At 61.9% G+C, this 18,156-nt stretch carries 14 protein-coding genes; 7 read left to right on the forward strand and 7 right to left on the reverse strand.

From position 1 onward, the window contains the following. Window positions 1-114: 114 nt before the first annotated feature. Complete coding sequence (locus tag AC2A1F_RS06855) at window positions 115-1,299, forward strand: acyl-CoA dehydrogenase (protein ID WP_484207985.1); 1,185 nt, start codon at window positions 115-117, stop codon at window positions 1,297-1,299. 71 nt (window positions 1,300-1,370) lie between these two features. On the opposite strand, the gene AC2A1F_RS06860 is transcribed toward AC2A1F_RS06855, so the two are convergent. From AC2A1F_RS06860 to AC2A1F_RS06870, 3 genes are all read right to left on the reverse strand, one after another. Next, the gene (locus AC2A1F_RS06860) at window positions 1,371-3,827 is read right to left on the reverse strand and encodes a TonB-dependent receptor (RefSeq protein WP_484207986.1); all 2,457 of its coding nucleotides are present in this window, start codon (window positions 3,825-3,827) and stop codon (window positions 1,371-1,373) included. Between the two features lie 142 nt (window positions 3,828-3,969). Then, the gene (locus AC2A1F_RS06865; RefSeq protein ID WP_484207987.1) at window positions 3,970-4,848 is read right to left on the reverse strand and encodes a Coq4 family protein; all 879 of its coding nucleotides are present in this window, start codon (window positions 4,846-4,848) and stop codon (window positions 3,970-3,972) included. A 135-nt stretch (window positions 4,849-4,983) separates the two neighbouring features. Continuing rightward, window positions 4,984-6,726 carry a D-aminoacylase gene (locus AC2A1F_RS06870; protein WP_484207988.1) on the reverse strand — a complete coding sequence of 581 codons (1,743 nt, stop codon included), beginning with the start codon at window positions 6,724-6,726 and terminating at the stop codon, window positions 4,984-4,986. Window positions 6,727-6,877: 151 nt separating this feature from the next. On the opposite strand from AC2A1F_RS06870, the gene AC2A1F_RS06875 reads away from it, so the two are divergent. The 3 genes from AC2A1F_RS06875 to AC2A1F_RS06885 all read left to right on the forward strand — a co-directional run bounded on the left by AC2A1F_RS06875 (window position 6,878) and on the right by AC2A1F_RS06885 (window position 9,075). Then, a complete protein-coding gene (locus AC2A1F_RS06875) occupies window positions 6,878-7,633 on the forward strand; it encodes a helix-turn-helix domain-containing protein (RefSeq protein WP_484207989.1) in 756 nt (251 codons plus the stop codon). 130 nt (window positions 7,634-7,763) lie between these two features. Further along, complete coding sequence (locus AC2A1F_RS06880; protein WP_484207990.1) at window positions 7,764-8,534, forward strand: SDR family NAD(P)-dependent oxidoreductase; 771 nt, start codon at window positions 7,764-7,766, stop codon at window positions 8,532-8,534. After that, a complete protein-coding gene (locus AC2A1F_RS06885) occupies window positions 8,527-9,075 on the forward strand; it encodes a nuclear transport factor 2 family protein (protein ID WP_484207991.1) in 549 nt (182 codons plus the stop codon). Before AC2A1F_RS06880 ends, AC2A1F_RS06885 begins: the two co-directional genes overlap by 8 nt. Here the strand turns inward: AC2A1F_RS06885 and AC2A1F_RS06890 are convergent, their stop codons facing one another. After that, window positions 9,076-10,425, reverse strand: coding sequence for an MFS transporter (locus AC2A1F_RS06890; RefSeq protein ID WP_484207992.1), 1,350 nt, complete (start codon window positions 10,423-10,425; stop codon window positions 9,076-9,078). Between the two features lie 162 nt (window positions 10,426-10,587). Here AC2A1F_RS06890 and AC2A1F_RS06895 point away from each other — a divergent pair, with 162 nt between their 5' ends. Continuing rightward, on the forward strand, window positions 10,588-11,091 hold the full coding sequence (locus tag AC2A1F_RS06895) for a nuclear transport factor 2 family protein (protein ID WP_484207993.1): 504 nt from the start codon (window positions 10,588-10,590) through the stop codon (window positions 11,089-11,091). Window positions 11,092-11,225: 134 nt separating this feature from the next. On the opposite strand, the gene AC2A1F_RS06900 is transcribed toward AC2A1F_RS06895, so the two are convergent. Beyond that, a complete protein-coding gene (locus AC2A1F_RS06900) occupies window positions 11,226-12,977 on the reverse strand; it encodes an N-acyl-D-amino-acid deacylase family protein (RefSeq protein WP_484207994.1) in 1,752 nt (583 codons plus the stop codon). A gap of 174 nt (window positions 12,978-13,151) precedes the next feature. Between AC2A1F_RS06900 and AC2A1F_RS06905 the strand changes: the two genes are divergently transcribed. Next, the gene (locus tag AC2A1F_RS06905) at window positions 13,152-13,907 is read left to right on the forward strand and encodes an SDR family NAD(P)-dependent oxidoreductase (protein WP_484207995.1); all 756 of its coding nucleotides are present in this window, start codon (window positions 13,152-13,154) and stop codon (window positions 13,905-13,907) included. A 79-nt stretch (window positions 13,908-13,986) separates the two neighbouring features. After that, on the forward strand, window positions 13,987-16,254 hold the full coding sequence (locus AC2A1F_RS06910) for a TonB-dependent receptor (protein WP_484207996.1): 2,268 nt from the start codon (window positions 13,987-13,989) through the stop codon (window positions 16,252-16,254). A gap of 56 nt (window positions 16,255-16,310) precedes the next feature. On the opposite strand, the gene estDL136 is transcribed toward AC2A1F_RS06910, so the two are convergent. Next, complete coding sequence (gene estDL136 / locus AC2A1F_RS06915; RefSeq protein ID WP_484207997.1) at window positions 16,311-17,237, reverse strand: chloramphenicol hydrolase; 927 nt, start codon at window positions 17,235-17,237, stop codon at window positions 16,311-16,313. A 16-nt stretch (window positions 17,238-17,253) separates the two neighbouring features. Beyond that, window positions 17,254-18,156: an NAD-dependent epimerase/dehydratase family protein gene (locus tag AC2A1F_RS06920; RefSeq protein ID WP_484207998.1), complete on the reverse strand. Its 903-nt coding sequence runs from the start codon at window positions 18,154-18,156 to the stop codon at window positions 17,254-17,256.

Below are 18,156 nucleotides of genomic sequence, written 5' to 3' on the forward strand. Positions count from 1 at the left end.
CACGCTTCCGTAGCGTCACTGCACTAAGCCCATGACAGGGCGCTGACAAATGCCTTTTCGGCGCAGTTGATGTACCCGTTGGGTAGTGCCAAAGAGAAGCCAGAGGAGAGAAAAATGGCCGGTATGGTTCCGTTCGATTGGGAAGACGCGCTGGGGCTCGACAGCCTGCTCAGCGATGATGAGCGGATGATCCGCGATGCCGCGCGCGCCTTTGCGCAAGACCGACTGGCCCCGCGCGTGATCGATGCCTTTGCCAACGAACATACCGATCCCGAAATCTTCCGCGAGATGGGCGCGCAAGGGCTGCTGGGCGTCACCTTGCCCGAAGACTATGGCTGCACTGGCGCAAACTACGTGTCCTATGGTCTTGTCGCGCGTGAGGTGGAGCGGGTAGATTCTGGTTACCGTTCGATGATGAGCGTGCAGTCCAGCCTCGTGATGTTTCCGATCTTTGAGTTTGGATCAGAGGAACAGCGCCGCAAATACCTGCCAAAGCTGGCCACGGGCGAATGGATCGGCTGCTTCGGGCTGACCGAGCCCGATGCTGGATCGGACCCCGGCGGCATGCGGACGCACGCGCGTAAGGTCGATGGCGGCTATATCATCAACGGCGCCAAGACGTGGATTTCCAACGCGCCGATTGCCGATGTCTTTGTGGTCTGGGCCAAGAGCGATGCGCATGGCCAGGGCATTCGCGGCTTCGTGCTGGAAAAGGGCATGAAGGGCCTGTCTGCGCCCAAGATCGAGAACAAGGTATCCTTGCGCGCTTCGATCACCGGCATGATCGTGATGGACGATGTGTTCGTGCGCGATGATGCGCTCCTGCCCAATGTGCAGGGGCTGAAAGGGCCATTCGGCTGCCTTAACCGTGCGCGTTATGGCATTTCGTGGGGCGCGTTGGGCGCAGCGGAGTTCTGCTATGCCGCCGCGCGCCAGTATGGTCTGGACCGGCACCAGTTCGGGCGGCCGCTGGCGGGCACGCAGCTTTACCAGAAGAAGCTGGCCGATATGGTCACCGAAATCACGCTGGGCCTGCACGCGTCACTGCAGGTGGGCCGGTTGATGGACGCCGGCAAGTTTGCGCCGGAAATGATCTCCATCGTCAAGCGCAACAACGTGGGCAAGGCGCTCGATATCGCGCGGATGGCGCGCGACATGCACGGCGGCAACGGCATTTCAGGCGAATATCAGGTGATCCGCCACATGGTGAACCTTGAGACGGTGAACACCTATGAAGGCACGCACGATGTCCACGCGCTGATCCTGGGTCGCGCGATTACGGGGATTGCGGCGTTTTAATGGACGGCGGCCTTGCGCAATGGGGCTGAACCATCGCGCAAGGCCGTGTCACATCAGAACTACGGGTCACATCAGAACGAGAAGCCCACTTCCACACCATAAGTGCGGCCACGTTCATAAGTGCCCGTAAACAACAGCACTGGCGCGCCGAAGCTGATGAAGCGTTCGTTCAGCAGGTTATCCCCAAAGGCAGAGATCGCCACGCGCGTTCCGCCCACTGGTAGGTCGGCCAGCCCCAACCGGCCATTGACCAGCCAGAACGCGGGCTGGCGGTTGCGGTCCTCCAGCACGTTTTGCCCGGCCAGATTGCGCAAGGGGGTGGAGGTGAGGAAGTACTGGCTGCGATAGCGCGCTTCGAGCAGGCCGGTTACATGCCCGCCATTGCTGGTGAGATCAGGCGAGGTGTAGGTTGCCGCCGCGCGTCCGGTCCAGTTCGAGAAGTAGGTTGGCCTTGCAAACGCGGCAACTTCCTCGTTGTTCAGGACGAACGTATCATAATCGAAGTTGGTGTAGGAAATGCTGCCCGAAAGGTTCAGGCCGCGCACCGGCACGACATCGAGTTCAGCTTCGAAGCCCTTGATCTTCGCCTTGCCCGCGTTGTCAAAGAACTGCCGCCCGTTGATGAAGTTCTGGGTCTGCAGATCATTGTAATCATTGTAGTATGCCGCAACGTTCAGGCGCACCCGGTTGTCAAGGAACTGGGTCTTGGCACCCACTTCATAGCTGGTCATGTTTTCCGGGCGATAGGGGATGCCGCTCAGAATGCCGCCCGAAACATACCCCGTGGCGACTTTGGCAAAGAGCATCGTCTGTTCGGTTGGCCGCCAGGTGGCGATGCCGGTGTAGGTGAGCTTCTTGTAGGTCTGCTTGTATTTGCCAACGCCCAGTGATCCGCCCTGCGCGCCGGAAATTGCCGTGATGTCCAGTTCGCGATCATCAATCGTGCCGCGCAAGCCGCCGGTGATGTCAAAATTGTCGGACAGGTGCCAAGTCAACTGGGCATAGCCTGCCATCGAATCGTTGATGCCGACAGTGCGGGTAATGCCGCTGCCGAAGATCGCATCAAACGGGCTGGGCACGATCGTGGCGTTCGGCGTGGGCGACAGGATGCCCAGCACTTCGGTGCCCGGTGACCGTTCGTGGAAGTAGAACAGGCCTGCGGTCAGATCATAATTGTCGTTGGACAGCTGGAACTGCAGTTCCTGGCTGAACTGTTCCTGATTGGTGGCGCGGGCCGACAGCAGCGGGAAGAAATAGTCATTGGGCCCGGGCAGGTTGGCCGGGTTGAACAGGCCAGCTTGCACCTGCTGCGGCGTCAGGCCCGGGGTTAGCAGTACGCCCAGTTGCTGCAGCGTGAAGCGCATGCCACCGGCTGAGCCGAGATCGAAGATGGTCGGGTCTTGCCGGAACTTGCGATAGGCGCTGATCGACTTGATCGTGAAGTTGTCACTGGCTTCAAGCGTGAGCGTCAGGCTGTGGCCTTGCGTCACGATATGCTCTTCGCTGGTTGCAGCCGCAACCGAGCTTAGCGGCCCGTTCAGCCCTTCATTGGTGGTCCCGCCAAAGAACGATTGCAAAGCCACGATGGGGGCGAGCAACTGGCCTGAGGCATCGGGGATCACGCCAAGGCTTTGCATGGCGCGGGCCGATGATCGCGTGTCGGTGTAATCAAAGCGGTAGTCGGCAGTCAGCGCGCCAAATTCGCCGCGCACCGCCACCTGGCCGCCATCGACATTGCGATAGCCCAGCTTGTTGACAAAGCGCTGCGTGCCAAACTCCGGCGCGCGCAGGGCGATGTTGAGGCCCTTGCCGCCCATGGTATTGGTCACATCGCCATCGATCTGGTCATGCAGATAGGACAAGCGGATCGAGAATGGGCCAATCTGTGGCAGATCGAGCGATACCTTGCCGCGCCAGGCGTTGTAATTGCCGTAGGAGCCGGTCGCCTTCACGCCCCATTCGCCCTTGGGTGCGGCGGTAACGATGCTGATCGCGCCCGATGTGGCATTGCGGCCAAACAGCGTGCCCTGCGGCCCGCGCAGCACTTCGACGCGCTGAATGTCGGAGAAATCGAGCAGCGAGCCGACCGCGCGGCCGATGTAGACGCCATCAACATACATGCCGACCTTGGGGTCGACCGAGTTGCTTGATGTGCCCGAGGCCACGCCGCGAATGATGATCGTGGGGTTGGACTGCTGGCCTTGGGTATTGAACTGCAAGCTGGGGGCAAGGCCAGCCAGATTGCGCACGCTGGTAACGCGCAGGGCGGCCAGCTGCTCCGATCCGATGGCCGTCACGGCCACAGGCACCTTCTGCAGGCTTTCCTCGCGGCGCTGTGCGGTGACGATGATTTCCTGAATGGAGGACTGCGCCGCCCCGGTTGAGGCTTGCGGTTCAGTCGCACTCTGATCGTCAGGGGCCTGTTCTTCGGCATGGGCAGCGCCTGCCAGTGCGCCCGTCAGAGCAAATGCCCCGGCAGCCAGAATTGTGCCGCGCAAGAGCCCTTTGCGGAAATGCCGTGCTTTCATCATCTCTCTCCCTCCGTTGTTGTCTTGATCCTCGTCGGCTGCCCGGCGTTGCCCGCCGTGACGCCATTTGGGCGGCAAAACGCACACGCGCTTTGCCGCCCGGTAGTTCAGTCAGGTGGTTGTGCGGAGACCGCGTATTCTATCACTCGGCAGCTTCCATCAGCGGTTCGCCATAGTGCGGGTCATCTTCGTTGCAGAGGCGGTTGGTCAGATCCCAGCGGCTGTCGATTACCGGCGTGATGTTCAATTCGCGGCGGATATCATCGATCTGCACGTCGATATATTCGCGCCAATCGACCAGCATCAGCGGATATTTCCAGTTGCGGCCCTGCTGCGCGCCAAGGAATTCCGCCTCAAGATTGACGACCATGGCTTCGGGATAGAACAGGCCGTCCTTCATCACCGTCTTGGCTTTCAGATAAAAAGCGATGCGGCTGAAGAAGTTGCTGAGTTCCGGGTGGAAGTACAGCGATTTGGCATGCATGTTGGCCGAAAGCAGCGCCACTTCGCCACCATGGTTCGGGCCAAAGCCGGAAACCATGTGTTCAATATCATGCGAAAGCGCGGTCTGGCGCAGGTAATAGGTGAAATCGTTCACCACCTGGATTTCCTGAAAGAACAGATCGAGCTGATAGCCCGAGTTCTTCATGAAATTGTAGATCGCCGCGCCCAGTGTGCCGGGTGCGCAATGTTCGGTTTCGGCCAGCGTGAAGTTGGAAAGGCTGCGGCGTTCGAGCCAGCGCTTGAATAGCGGCAGGCGGGCCTTTTCCATTTCGAACAGCTCGATGATCCGGTGCATGTCTTCCAGATCATGCAGCGCCTGCGCCACTTCGGGGATATAGGCGGTGTTGGGCAGATCCGGACCGTTGCGGCGCAGCATTTCCTGCGCGATCAGCGTGCGCAAGCCGGCATGGTTGAGGTATTTGGACGAGCTGACGAGCACCGAACTTTCGGTTTCGATCTTACGGATTGCACCGTTAAAATAGGCGCGGTCGGCTTCACCAATCTTGGCTTCGCTCATGGCTTGGCATCCTTATGCTGAAAAGCTGGATTATACTGAAATGCGGGATGGGGGCGCCCGGAGGGATGGACGCCCCCTCGGGGAAGCTGGTCAAGGCTTCCCCAATCTGAATGCCCCAATCAGGACGGCGCTGGTTTATTCCGCAGCCTCGGCCAGCTCGGCAACATCATTGGCGGGTGAGAGGAATTCACCCGGCATCGCGCCGGTGAAGGCCCCGTTTTCAAAGGTCGGAATGCCGTTCACCAGCGTCAGGCGGGTCGGCATGGCGGCGCGGGTAAAGCGCCAGGTCGTGCCACCCTTGCCATCGGGCACGTCATGGGCCTTTTCCATTTCGCGGCGCTGGATTTCGTCCATGTTGAACACGGCGATATCGGCGCGCTTACCCACGGCGATAACACCGCGATCGTTCAGGTTGAAGTGGCCCGCCAGCTTGCCGGTCATCACATGGATGGCCTCTTCCAGCGTCAGCTTCTTTTCTTCGCGCACATACTGCGTCAGCAAGAGCGCGTTTTCACCGCCACCGCACAGCATCTGAAGGTGGGCCCCTGCGTCCGAGATGTTGCCCACGGTGCGCGGGTCCTTCATCAGCTCCAGCGTCAGCGCCTCATCCTTGGGGAAGGGGGCCATGTGGACGGTCGAAAGCGTGCCGTTCTTGATGATCCAGTCGGCCATCGCATCGGACCGGTGCAGACCCACGCTGTCGGCATAGTCCTTCAGCGTGATGCCAACCGGGCCAGTGCCGTTTTCGCTGTCGAGCAGGAACAGTTCCTGCGGGTTCTTCAGCGGGGAGTGATCCCAGGCCTGCGTGTCCCAGCTTTCACGGGCACGGGCACGCCAATCGGGATCGGCCAGCAGTGCGGCCTTCTTGTGGTGATCGTCTTCCAGCACGACTTCATGCCAGACATAATCGTTGGACTGCGCAAAGATCAGCGACTTGACGAGGCTGAGCGTCGAGGTGGGCGAAACGTGGGCATAGCCCGGCCACACATCGACCCCGGCTTCGCGCATCTTGCGCACCGATTCCTGCATCGCGGGCAGAATGCCCTTCTGGAATTCCAGCGTGGGGATCGCGCCTGCAATCTGCACCTTGATCTTGCGGCCGCCCAGCAGCTTGGACAGGCGTTCCAGATTGGCAGGGCCGGTCATGCGCATGAACGTATCGACGATCACCTGATAGCAGCATCCGGGATAGCGAGCCATCACATCAAACAGCGCTTCGAACTCGGCATCGCAGGCCTTGAGCGAAGGCACGGCGCGGTTCTGGCCATCATGGTCGTGCATGTTGTCCGACATGCCCAGCGCGCCTGCAGCCAGTGCATCGTCGAGCAGTTCAGCCATCTTGGCGATTTCTTCCGGGGTCGCTTCACGCTCCCACGCCTCCACGCCCATCGCGGCAAGGCGGATGGCGATGTGGCCGACGTAAGCGGCGTAGTTCAGCGGAACTTTGACGTTGCGTTCCACCGAGGCGCGATATTCGCTCCATGTGTTCCAGTCCCACGGCAGGTTGTCCATGAACGGACCTGCGGGAATGTCTTCAAAGAAGCTGAAAATGTTGATCATTTCGCGCTGGGCCGGCATGTATTTGTGCAGCGGCGCGGGCGAAAAGCCGCAGTTGCCCATGATCATCGTGGTTGCGCCATAACCGGGCAGCGGATCGAGATCGGCCTGCCACCACATGGTGCCATCATAATGCGTGTGGCTTTCAATGAAGCCCGGCGTCACCTGGCATCCGCTGGCATCGAAAATCCGTTCGCCCGCAGGGGCCAGATTGGCGCCCACTTCGGCGATCAGGCCGCCCTTGATACGCACGTCAGCCGCAAAGGCAGGCGCGCCCGTTCCGTCCACGACTGTGCCGTTCTTGATGAGAATATCTGACATGGTTTTCTCCCAAACTTCCGAACCATCCAGCCGGTGATGCTGCAGATTGTGCACGCGGCCAGTGATCGGGTTGACTGCAGCATATGCCTAAGGGTGATTCTGTCTAAGCAATCGCTTGCCAAACAGATCGTTTCGTTATCTGATGCGGATCATGACGCGATACGATTCAAGCGCATCTGCAATGTTATCCGTTTTGCGCCGCCATTTGCGCAAAGATGGGTGGACGATTCTGCGACTTTCGCAAGAAATCGGTGTGGGCGAGGCTACTATCAAGCGGTGGCTGGCGGGCAAGGGCCTGACCATCGACCGTTTGGAAGCCATGGCGCGGCTTTGCGGCCTTGTTCTGGGCGATCTGGCGCGCGAGGCCGAGGACGCGCCGGGCGAGCTTGCGCACGAACTGACGCTGGCACAGGAAAAAGCGTTGTCGAGCAACATCTTCCTGTCGTTCCTGTTCATGACGATCCTCAACGGCGTGCAACCGGCCGAGACAGCGACGGACTTTGCCGTGCCTGCGCGCACGATGGAAGCGGCGTTGGCCCGGCTTGAGCGGCTCGCGCTGATTGATCGGCTGCGCAGCGGCAAAGTGCGGCCCCTGATCGACCGCACGATGGTGTTCCGCAAACAGCCGCTGCGCGCCCTGTTCGAACAGCACATGAAGCACGTGTTCTTTGAACTCGATTACAGCGCACCTGAAACGACCTACATTTCAGAGGTCGTCAAATTGTCCCGCGCGGGTCAGGTGCAATTGGCCGACCTGATGGAGCAATTCCGTGTGCAAGTGCAGGCGCTGGCAGACCGTGACGCCGAAGGCGCTGCACCAACGCGCGAATGGGTGGGCGTGTTAAGCGTGATGCGGCGGCTTGACCTTTCGCCGATGCTGGAGGCGCAGGACGAGCTGGCCGGGTAAAATCTACGCAAATGCCAATTTCGTGGCATTCTGTACCGTCACATTCGCAAATTCATTGACTTCACTTCCACACTTTCTGACACTGCGCGCACACCACCTGCGGTTGCGGGCAGAACGAAAGGGAGAGAGCATGGACGCCAATTTTCCAGCAGGAGCCGCCATCGTGTTTGGCGGCAGCGGCGGCATCGGGCGCGGCGTGGCGCTCGAATTCGCGCGTGAAGGCAGTGATGTGGCAGTGGTTTACCGGTCGAAGCCCGATGTGGCCGAAGACGTGGCGGCGCAGGCGCGCGATGCCGGGCGCAAAGCCTCGATCCATCAGGCCGATGTGCGTGACCGCGCGCAAGTCGCCGCCGCCTTTGCCGATGCGGTGGCCACGCATGGGCGCATTCACACCTTGGTCTGGGCTGCAGGGCCGGTGGTGCCGCAAGTGCTGATTGCCGACTGGACCGAGGAAATGTTCCGCGATTCTATGGAGATCGAGGCGTTCGGCTTCAACAACGCGGTCCACACCGCGCTGCCGCATATGCGCGCCAATGGCGGGGGCAGTTTCGTCCATCTGGGATCGGCGGGGCATGATTGGTGGCCCAAACTTGATGGCCTTTCCGTAGTGCCCAAGGCCTGCAACGAAGCCTTGATCAAGGGCATTGCCAAGGAAGAGGGCTTCCACGAAATCCGCGCCAATTCGATCCTTGTCGGTGTGATCGATGCCGGGCAGTTCAAGATCGGGCAGGAAGCGGGCACCTTCACGCCGGAATGGGAAGCCGCGGTCAAATCCATGCTTCCGCTGAAGCGTTGGGGCACGCCGCAGGATATCGGGCAGGCGGCTGTCTATTTCGCATCGCGCCGGGGCAATTACGTGACCGGGCAGACCATTTCGGTCGGCGGCGGCTTCGGTGTCTGACGCTTCGGTGTCTGACTTGGCACCACACGCCATCGGATTGGAGGAGCTGGCGACGCGCGAAGCGCTGCGCCACCTCACCACCGCCTATGGCCACGCGATTGACCGGCGCGATTGGGCACTGCTGCGCACGCTTTATCACGATGATGCGGTGGACGATCACACGCCCTATTATTGCGGCCCGGTCGATGGTTACATCGCATGGCTGCCCACGATGATGGCCAATTGGCGCGCAACGATGCACACCGCGCTGTCATGCCTCTTTGCCATTGATGGCGATCATGCGCAGGGCGAGATTACCGCGCGCGCATGGCACCTGACGCTGGATGGCACGCGCCAGTTCGTGGCGTGGGGGCGCTATGCCGATCACTATGCGCGCCGCGATGGCGTGTGGCGCTTTGCCCGCCGCTCGTTCATCCTCGATTTTGCCGAAGATCTGCCCGTGGCCAATGGCGATGATTTCGGCAGCGTAGGCGTTGGCACCGGGCGCGCCGGGGCCGATGATCCGGTCTATGCGCGGCTTTCTTTGTTCAAACGGAGTTGATCAAGCCGCCGCGAGGTTCATCTTGTCGCGTTCGAGCGAACTCACCGCCCGCCAAGCAGCCCAGACGCCGATGTAGCCGGTGGGGATCGCCACGCTCAGCCCAATGCGCAAGCCATGCGGCCCAGCCCCGGCAATCCAGTCGCTCAATTGGCCCGCAATCACCGGCCCCAGCACCGTGGCAAACATGCTGGAAATCAGCAGCACCAGCGCGGTGCCGGTGGCGCGGTGGGCGTTGGGCAGCAGATATTGCAAGCCGGCCAGAACGCCGACTGACCAGCCCCCGCCCATCAGCCCCGAAGGCAGTGCAAACAGCCGCGCCATTGTCAGGCTTTCGCTCCAGGTCACGATCAGGATCATCGTGGTCGCCCCGAACAGGGCCAGCGCGGTCAACCGCAGTTGCACCGTCGCGTCATTCTTGCCCAGCTTGTCGGTCAGGAAGCCAAAGCCCAGTACGCCCAACAGCCCCGGCAGGCCGAACGACAGCGCGAACGTGGCCCCGGCGGCTTGGGTTGAAAGGCCATAGGCGCGCTCAAACAGCGCTGGCCCCCACATGCCGAAGGTCACGCCCGAAAGCGAACCCAGCGCCATGATCGTGGCCAGATAGCGCACCGAAGGCGTGCCGATCAGCAGCTTCATCGTCGATCCCAGCGGCAGCACTGGCGCGGCATGGGCCACCGGATCGCGCGCCGGTTCGCGCACGATCAGCCACGTGGCGAGCGCCACGATCAGCCCGACCACGCCCAGCGCGTGAAACGCGGTTTGCCAGTCACTTGCTGCGGCAATCGCAGGCCCACCAGCAAGGCCGCTCATCTGCCCGATGTAAATCGCCGTTCCGAGGAGCGCAAAAGCGCGCCCGCGCTCGGCAATGGGGAAATAGGCGGCGATCAGGGCGGCTGCCGGAGCCTGATAGGCCGCCTCGCCAATGCCCACACCCACGCGGGCGAGCGCAAGCATCGCCGGGCTGGTCGCCATGCCTGAAAGCAGTGTGAAAAAGCTCCAGAAACCGCAGCCCCCGGCAATGATCAACACGCGCGATTTGCGGTCTGCCAGCCGCGCAATCGGCAGCGTGAACACGGTGTAGAGCAGCGCGAAGGCAGGCCCCATCAGCAGGCCCATCACCGTATCGCTGATGCCGAAATGCGCCTTGATCGGCTGGGCCAGGCCGGGGATCAGAAAGCGGTCGGCATAGTTCAGGATAGCCACCAGCACGATCAGGAACAGCGCCAGCCAGCGATTGGTCAGCGGGCGGCCGGCAGCGGTCATGGTTGCTGCGGGAACGGGGGCGGCAGAAACAGGCGAGGCGGGAAGGGGGGCAGCAATCGCACCACTGCTGCCAACGGCATTGGTCATCAGGTCTCTCCCGCAGCGCTTTATATGCGTATTATTTTTTGGCATATACTCCGCAAATGGCGCAAGGTAAACGCTCAATTCGCGTGGGTGTGGTGATTGTGGTGCAATCAGGCTATGCGTATGACAGTGCATCGAACACACCGAATCGCTTGGGAGAGCTCAATGTCCGTCACTCTGGAAAGCCTTGCCGCCCGTCTCACCGCGCTGGAAGACAAAGAAGCGATCCGCGCGTTGAAAGCGCAATATCTGCGGGCCTGCGATTTGAAGCAGCCCGATGTGGTGCGCGATTGCTTTGCTCCGGGCGAAATCCGCATTGCGTACCAGAACTTCCCTGAATTCACCAATCGCGATGATTTCGTGGAAATCTATCGCCAGATGGGTTGTCAGCCGGGCGTCTATGACATTCACCACGCCACCAACGCCGAAATCGAACTGATGGGTGCAGACAGCGCCACCGGCAAATGGGCGCTCAATTTCCGCACGATCTTGACCGGCCCGCGCCAGATCGTCCGCCTCGCGGTGGAATATGAAGATGTCTACGCCAAGCGCGATGGCCGCTGGTGGATCGTCGAGACGGTTAGCTATGTCACCTCGATGCTGACCGAACAGGTTGGCGAAGATGGCAGCGTGACGGTTGTCGCTCTGGCTGAAGCGCCCGCTGCCTGATTATTGTTTGCCCCACGACTGTCCCGAACACCCTCCCCGCTGCGACTAATTTCGCTTAACGCTCAATAAGTCTCGCTCCCCTCCCTCAAGGGAGGGGCTGGGGGAGGGTTTTCGGCCTATCCATGTCGGATGCCTCAGGCAACCACCGCCAGCACCGGTGCCTGCTGCATCCCGCGCACCACCTGTCCGGGGCGCTGGTCCGTTGGCTGATCGCCCCGCCGGATCACTTGCCCGCTGACCACCGTGGCCACATAGCCGCTGGCCGTCTGGTCCAGCCGCCGCCCGCCGCCGGGCAGATCGTGCCGAATCACTGGCGCGTGCAGGCGCAGCGCGGCCAGATCGATCACGTTGACATCGGCCTTGTATCCCGCACGCAACAGCCCCCGATCCATCAGCCCCGCTACGCGTGCTGGCTTGGCCGCCAGCATTTGGACCACTTCGGCCACCGACAGCCGCTCACCCGCCCGATCCCGCACCCACCAGGTCAGCATGAACGTGGGGTAGCTGGCATCGCAGATCGCCGCATAGTGCGCGCCGCCATCGCCAAGGCCGATCACCGTATCGGCACGCCGCACCAGCGGGATCAGCGCATCGAGCCGCGCTTGGTGGAAATTGCCCAGCGTGTTCAGGATCATGCCTGTGCCGCCGTTTTCCATCAGCACGTCATAGGCCACCTCTTCCGGGCTGCGGTCTTGCGCGCGGGCCAGTGCGCCGATGCTTTGGTCGGCGCTTGGCTCATACTGCGGTGGATCGCCAAACGGGAACATCCAGTCCCAGTTGCGCGTCAGCATGGCCAGCGGATGGCCCGGCTGCGGCATCTCGGCGAGCAGGCGCGCGCGCATGGCCGGGTCGCGCAACTGCTCCACCTGCTCTTCCAGCGGCAGGTCCACCAGCGGCTGATACGATGGGCACAGGCAGAACGGATGGGTGGACAGCGCCCAGCCTGAAACCATGCCCACCGGGCGCGGCAGAATCTGCGGTGAAATATCCAGCCCGCGCGCATTGGCTTCATCCACCATGCGCAGCGGCGCGTCCCAGGTGTTCGGCCCGCTGTTGGCCAGCGCCAGCGTGAACGTGGCCGGGCGGCCCGCGCTTTCCGCCACAGCAATCAGCCGCGTCAATTCGTCTTCCCATGTTTCGAACGGCGCATCCAAAACCGCTTGAAACACCCCGGTTTCCGCATCGGCCAACGCTTCGCAGATGGCGATCAGTTCATGCGTTTCCGCGCCATACGTGGGGATCAATTCACCCGCCTTGGTGCGATGCATGTTCAGCCGCGACGTGGCAAAGCCGATGGCCCCTGCGGCCAAAGCCTCACGCGCAATATCGCGCATCTGCGCCAGATCGTCCTGCGTCGCCGCTTCGCGCGCCAGCGCCCGCTCCCCCATCACCCACACGCGCAAGGGGCTGTGCGGCAGCAGGCAGGCCACATCGATATCGCGGGGGCGCGCGGCCAGTGCGTCCAGATACTGCGGAAACGTCTCCCAGTCCCACGGCAGCCCTTGCGCCATGACCACGCCGGGAATGTCCTCTACGCCCTCCATCAGCCGGATCAGCGCCTGATGATCGGCCTTGCGGCACGGCGCAAAGCCCACGCCGCAATTGCCCAGAACGGCGGTGGTCACCCCGTGCGAGCTGCTGGGCGAAAGCGTGTCAGACCACACCGCCTGCCCATCATAATGCGTGTGAATATCGACAAAGCCCGGCGTCACGATGCACCCGGCGGCGTCAATTTCTTCATGCGCCGCGCCGCCAAAATGCGCGCCAACAAAGGCGATCACGCCCCCGCGCAGAGCAACATCGCCAACGAACAGTTCCCCGCCCGATCCATCGACAATCGTGCCGCCCCGGATCACCAGATCGGCAAGTTCAGCCTGCACGGTCATCATCTCTCTCCCTTGTTTGCGTCTATGGTATCGGACGTGCAGGCCGACGGCAACAACTATGCCAAGTTTTTCGTGTTTGAAAATCCGCATATACCAGATAAAATGTGTCGTTGACCAGACTTTGCGTTATACGATACCGGCAATGCTACGAAACATCGGAGAGGATTCGGGACAATGATCGATTATGGCCTTCACGGCAAAGCAGCGCTCGTAACCGGCGCAAGCGGCGGCATTGGCCGCGCCACCGCGCTGGTCTTTGCCCGTTCGGGCGCCAGCGTGCTGGTGAGCGATGTGAACGAAGCAGGCGGGGCCGAAACGGTCTCCATGATCGAAGCCGCTGGCGGCAAGGCTGCCTTCCACCGCTGCGATGTGTCTAAGTCTGACGAGGTCAAGGCCATGGTCGCCGCTGCCGTCTCCACATTCGGCGGGCTTGATTGCGCGTTCAACAATGCCGGGATCAACCGCCTGGGCGATGATGAATATGATGACGCGATCTGGGAGCGCAACATGGGCATCAACCTATCGGGCGTGATGCGCTGCATGCGCGAAGAGGCCGAAGTGATGCTGACGCGCGGCGGTGGGGCCATTGTCAACACGGCCTCGATCAACGGCATCGTCGGCAATGGTGGCCAGCCCGCCTATGTCGCGGCAAAGCACGGCGTGGTCGGCCTTGCCCGCCACGGCGCGCTGCGCTGGGCGCAGGCCGGTATCCGCGTGAATGCCGTGTGCCCCGGTGTAATCGAAACCCCGATGACCGCGCCTCTGGTCGCCAGCCCGGAAATGAAAAAGGTGATCGATTCGATGACCCCGATGGGCCGCATGGGCACGGCCGAGGAAATCGCTGAAGCGGTGGTATGGCTATGCTCGCCTGCCGCCAGCTTCGTCACCGGCCACGCCATGGTCGTCGATGGCGGCGCGACGGCGGTTTGAGCGCGGATTGATACCGGGGTGGCCGCGCTGCAAGGCGCGGCGCTTCGCCAAGATAAAGACAGATACAGGGATTTACGCTATGAGGACGCAAAGTTGGAAAAGGCGCGTCGTGCTCGCAAGTGGCACCGCATTGGCAGGCATGTGGATTGCAGCGCCTGCCACCGCGCAAGAGGCTGATGGTGCCGCCACGCAAAGCGATGAAATCATCGTCACAGCGCGCCGTACGAACGAGCGCTTGCAGGATGTACCGATCGCGGTCACGGCCATTTCCGGCCAGGCGCTTGAGGCGCGCGGACTTGGCGCGGTGACCGATCTTCAGCAGGTTGCGCCCAACCTGCAGTTCACCCCCGGCCAGGGCGGCAACAGCGGCGCGATTGCGCCGTTCATCCGCGGTGTTGGCGAAAACGATTTCATCATCACGTCCGACCCTGCGGTCGGCACCTATATAGACGGCGTCTACGTCGCGCGCACCTTTGGCGCTGCGGCCGAACTGCTGGATGTTGAGCGGATCGAAGTGCTGCGCGGGCCGCAAGGTTCGCTGTTCGGCAAGAACACCGTTGGCGGCGCGATCAGCATCGTCAGCCGTATGCCCGGTGATGTGACCGAGGTTGAAGGCGATGTGCGCTATGGTTCGTACAACGATTTCCGTGTCCGCGCCCGCATCGCCACGCCCTTGGGCGGCGGCTTTTCGTTCGGCCTGTCGGGTCTGGGCCAATGGGGCGATGGCTGGCAGCAGGTGCCTTCGGGCGATAATCTGGGCAATCGCAATGTCATCTCGGGCCGCGCAGTGCTGCGCTATGCCGATGGTCCTTTCGAAGCGATCGCACAGGTCGATGGCCTGCACCGCCGCCAGAACTCTGCCGCGCACAATATGCTGGCGTTCACGCCAACCTTCTTCTCAACCCTGCAATCGACGTTTCTGGCCCCATGCTGCACCGTACCGAGCAGGATCGACCGGACTGATTCCACGCCCGCGCTGAACCGCGATGATGCCGATGCCGTCAACGGATCGCTGACCCTCAGCTATGATCTGGGCGCGGCGCAGATCAAATCGATCACGGCCTATCGCTGGGTTCACGCCCAGTTTGGCCGCGATGGCGATGCATCGTCGGCGGTGAACTACGCAGGCGATTTCCACAATGAACGCGCCCGCCAGTTGAGCCAGGAATTGCAGTTCACCATGCCCGTGTTTGGCACCGGAAACCTGTTGATAGGGGCCTATTACTTCCGCGAACGCAGTTCTGATCTCACCCGTCTGGTCGTGGCAGATGGCCTGTTCAATGCGCCGGGCTTTGCCGATTTTTCGGCCAATGTTCTGGGCATTCCGCCTGCATTCCTCGATTTCAACATCGATTTCGACAATCGCCAGACGACGACCAACTACGCTGTGTTCGGCAACATGACTGTGCCGGTGGCGCAGGCGCTCACGCTTGAACTGGGCGGGCGGTACACGCATGAAAACAAGCGGTTCAGCCAAGCCGCCAACCGTATCTACAGCAATCAGCCGCTGCTGTTTGGCACACCGTCCTATTCGCTCGATCAAAGCTGGGATGCGTTCACCCCGCGTGTCTCGCTTGCCTACAAGGCTGCGCGCGATGTGCTGGTCTACGGTTCATGGTCACGCGGCTTCCGCAGCGGTGGCTTCAATGGACGCCCCACATCGCTCGAAGAGATCGGGGCCTTTGATCCCGAACATCTCGAAGCCTTCGAAGTTGGCGTGAAAAGCCAGATCGGCGGCGTGTTGACGCTCAATCTTGCGGCGTTTCGCAATCAATATCGCGATCAGCAACTGTTGATCAGCACGGTGAGCCAGAACACCGGGCTGATCGTGGTGCGGACCGAAAACGCGGGCAAGTCACGCATTCAGGGTCTTGAACTGGAAGCCAGTGTGCGCGTTTCACCGCGTTTCCGCATCGAAAGCTCGCTGGGCCTGCTTGATGCGCGGTATCAGCAGTATGTTTCGGTCATCGGCGGTGTGCCAACCGACGTGTCCTTCCGCACACCAAAGCAAGCGCCTGATGTTACCGGGAGCCTTGGCGTGTCCTATACTCTGCCCTTGGGAGGCTCTGCCGAAGCCATTTTCCGTGCCGATGCGGCCTATCGGTCGCAGAACTTCCTCGATGTGGAAAACACCCCGGAACTGGCCGCACCCGATCACGCCATCGTGAACCTCAGCACCACGTTCCGCCTGCCGGATACCGGGGCATCGCTGCGCCTGTCGGTAGACAATGTCACCAACCAGCGCGTTCTGGTGGCTGGGTATGACGCACGAACGTCGTTCGGCTTCCTTGAAGGGTACTACAACCAACCCCGGCGGTTCTGGGTAACGGTTGCGTTTCAACGCTGAGCCGAAGGTGTGAAGCAAGGGGCGGCATGGTTACTGCCCCTTGCTTGACCGCATGCTCAGGCCAGCGCCGCTTTCAGCTTTGCGCCTGTCCGTTCGATATAGGGCAGAACATCGGGCACGGCTTCGAACATCGAAAAGAAGCCGTGGATCATGCCCGGCGCTTCTTCGGTATCCACCGCAACGCCCGCCGCCGCGAGAGCTTCGGCATAGGCCAGCCCTTCGTCGCGCAGCGGATCATATTGTGCCACCAGCACCGTGGCCGATGGCAGCCCAGCCAGATCATCATGGCGCACCACCGCCGCTAGCGAATGCGGCGCGGCCACATCATCGACATAATGCGCCCAGAACCACTGCATCATGGCGGTCGACAGAAAGTATTCTCCGCCGCCGTTGGACGTGTAAGAAGCGCGCGTGAAATCGGCGTCGGCCACCGGATAGATCAGCAACTGGTGCGCCAGCTTCGGCCCTGCTTCATCGCGCGCGCGGATGGCCACGGCGGTGGCAAGGTTACCCCCGGCGCTGTCTCCCGCCACGGCAAGGCGTGTCGGATCGATGCCCAGATCGGCCGCATGGGCCACGGCCCACAGCAACGCGTCATAGCAATCGTCCAGCGGGCCGGGGAACTTCGTCTCGGGCGCAAGCCGATAATCCACCGCGAGCACCGCCGCGCCGCTTGCCCGGGCCAGAGCCCGCGCGGTGGCATCGTGCGATTCCAGATCGCCGATCACCCAGCCCCCGCCATGATAAAACAGCACGAGCGGCGGATTTTCGCCTGCGCCTTCAGGCACATAAAATCGCGCGCCGATGGTGCGGCCCGGCAGATCGAGCGAAAGATCGCGGACCTGCGCCACGGCAGGCGGCGGGCCCATCTGCATCGGCTTGTTCATTTCGCGCAAGGCTTGCGGGGTGACCGTGGCGTAATCGACCGGCGGCATCTGTGCCATATAGCCCAGCAGCGCCTCGACCTGAGGGTTTAGCGTCATTCGTATCTCTCCCGGTTCAGCCGAACTGCTTGGCGATTTCCGCGACAGCCGCCGCCACATCGTTTCGACGATAGCCGAGCAGCGCGGTTTCGCCAGCGTCGGGTTCATAACTGATCGTGTTGCCGCGCCCTTGCGGGATCGCAATGTCGGGAAGCAGCGGCAGTTCCTGGTCGCGCGCCTCCAGCACCACATCGCTGCCAACGGCGTTGAAGAACAGCTGGAAGTACTGCTGGAACGTCAGGTTTTCATCGCCCACCAGATAGGCCGCGCCTGGCTCGCCGCGCAGCAGCGCGCCTTCGATGGCTTCGGACAAGGACCGGAACGACATGAAGTTGGTTCCGCCGGTCGGCGCATAGAACGGAATCGGGATATTGCCCTTGGCCCACTGCACATAGGGATCGAAGATCGCGCTTGGCAGGCCGGGCACGGTGCCAACCATGAAGGGCGCATTCACGCTAACCACATCAAATCCGGGCGCACCTTCTGCCCGCGCACCCTCACACGCGGCAAGACGCGACTGGATATACACGTTGCCCGCCACCAATTCGGGCGCGGCCTGCGGATAAAAGCTGCCAAGCTGCACTGCGCGCGCAACGCCAGCCTCACGCGCGGCGGCAAAGAACGCGGGCAGGGCCACGTGGTTGGCCTTGTGCAGCCACGCGCCAAAATCCTCGCCCTGCGGAACATGGCGTGGATCGTTGCCCGCGGCAAAAACCACCCAGTCAAACCCTTTAAGCCGGTCTGGCGTGAAATCGCCCGCCACATAATCGCCCTGCAGGAAGCCCAGCTTGGTCAGCGGCGTGCCTTCAGGCGCGCCCGTTCCGCGCCCGGTGATCGTCACATCATGGCCCTGTGCCGCCAGATGCAGCGCGGCATGGCCACCCAGCGCGCCGGTGCCGCCGACTACGAGAACTTTCAT

The sequence above is a fragment of the Novosphingobium sp. HNCC26BN242 genome, assembly GCF_057180525.1.